Genomic DNA, 1,591 nt, shown 5'->3' with positions numbered 1-1,591 from the left:
CTCTACGATCAGTGGCCGGTCGGGATGGGCTTTGACTATTGCTACGGGTTCATGAGGCGCTCCGAACATCCTGCTGATTATGACGGACGATCAAGGCTATGGCGTTTCAGACACATTTGGTGGTGTCGTACCGACGCCGAACCTGGATCGGATCGCACGGATGGGACTGCGCTATCCGCAGTTCAACTCGACTGCGCTCTGTTCGCCGCGCGGGCAGCCCTGATCACCGGCCGTAACCATCATTCGACCGGCTTCGGTATCATTTCCGAACAGTCGACGGGCTACCCCGGGTATGACTCCGCCATCGGCGTGGAAAATGCCACGGCTCGGGGGCTCGCCGACGTTCCCATGGGCTTCACTGCGCGTCTGCCTGGCCGCCCTTCGGAATTCCCGAGGTCGCCTTATGATGTGAACCCTATTTGTCTATTGTCCCTGGCCCAATATCGACCCCCAATACCGCTGCCTATTTTCGGGCGCCCATCGCCAAGCTCGATACGAAGATTGGTGGACCCGATGAAAGCGGATCGGACCCGTTGCTGCAGCCGTGTCCGGCGCGACGCTAATACTCCCCCGCTCAGGCACCTCCCAGACGGCGCCCCCGATCCCACCGCCAATCGACACCCTAAATAAGCTCGAGTCGAGCATCGGCCCGCTGCAATACAACGACGGTGCGCCGAGACGGTCGCCAACGGGTCCGAACGCGCGGGCTGTATCAGGCGCGTTCGAGTTCGGGTCCGGTGATCCTTTCCAGGGAGTTGCAGCAGCCAACTGGCTCCCGCGCCTAAGGGCGATGCTCCGGCGCTTCCAGGGCTGACGACCTGACCGGRGCGTATTAGTTCTGCAGTCAGAAAGGCGCCGTAGTCAGAACCACCATGCTGGCCCTGCTCAGAACCGCAGGCTGAGCCCGACGACGGGCCCATGCATTAACATGTCGAAAGCGTAACGCCGACGCCCCTCGCCCTGGGCATAATCGGCATAGAGCGCCCGGTAACCGATGACGCCCGAATAGGTGATGCCGTTCTTCTCGGCAAAATCGAAGCTGTAAGCGGCAATGCCCTGCCACGAGAAATTGCTGCCGCCACCACCCACGTCGCCGCGCAGCACGAATTCCTGACCAGGCGCCAGGCCAATCCGCACGCGGGCACCAGCAAAGCCGTCGATCCAGTCCACCGAGCCGGAGCGGGCGATCGCCACGTTGCGCCTGAAGCTGAGGTCGCCGATGTCGACCGTCGCGCCCGCATCGAAAGAGAGCTCGGCGCGCTGATTCCAATAGCGCGCGCCCGCGAGGATGTCGAAGGCGACCGACCCGAAGCGGGCGACCTCGTAAGTAGCTCCTGCTTCGAGGATGGCCATCGAGGTCTTGGCGTCGCCCGACGCGCCGATGGCGCCCGCGATATCCGGCGTTGCGCTACGTGTTCTCACGCCCCCGCGATCCACGCTGACCTTGAGCCCGGCGAAATTGCCGAGGAGGGAGAACCTACCATTGCGGGCCTCAATATCTGCCATCAGCGCAAACAGAGTGCCTCCGTCGCCGAGCGTGGCATCGAGGATATCGATGAAGCTCGCATCGACCCTAGCGGTTCGCCCCTTC

Annotated in this window: 1 protein-coding gene and 1 pseudogene; one reads left to right on the top strand and one right to left on the bottom strand. The window is 62.8% G+C overall.

Annotated elements, in window-relative coordinates; translation table 11 throughout:
* Positions 1 to 55: 55 nt before the first annotated feature.
* Positions 56 to 324 (top strand): annotated as a pseudogene (locus tag AC1DVA_RS28195) (sulfatase-like hydrolase/transferase); the annotation flags it as partial.
* Between the two features lie 561 nt (positions 325 to 885).
* On the opposite strand, the gene AC1DVA_RS28190 reads toward AC1DVA_RS28195, so the two are convergent.
* A partial coding sequence (locus AC1DVA_RS28190; protein ID WP_476808100.1) for a hypothetical protein occupies positions 886 to 1,591 on the bottom strand: 706 nt, incomplete at its 5' end.

The sequence above is a fragment of the Allobosea sp. P4_C6 genome (genome assembly GCF_056402015.1).
The sequence above is the reverse complement of the archived record's forward strand: the minus strand, read 5'-3'. Positions and strand labels throughout refer to the sequence as shown.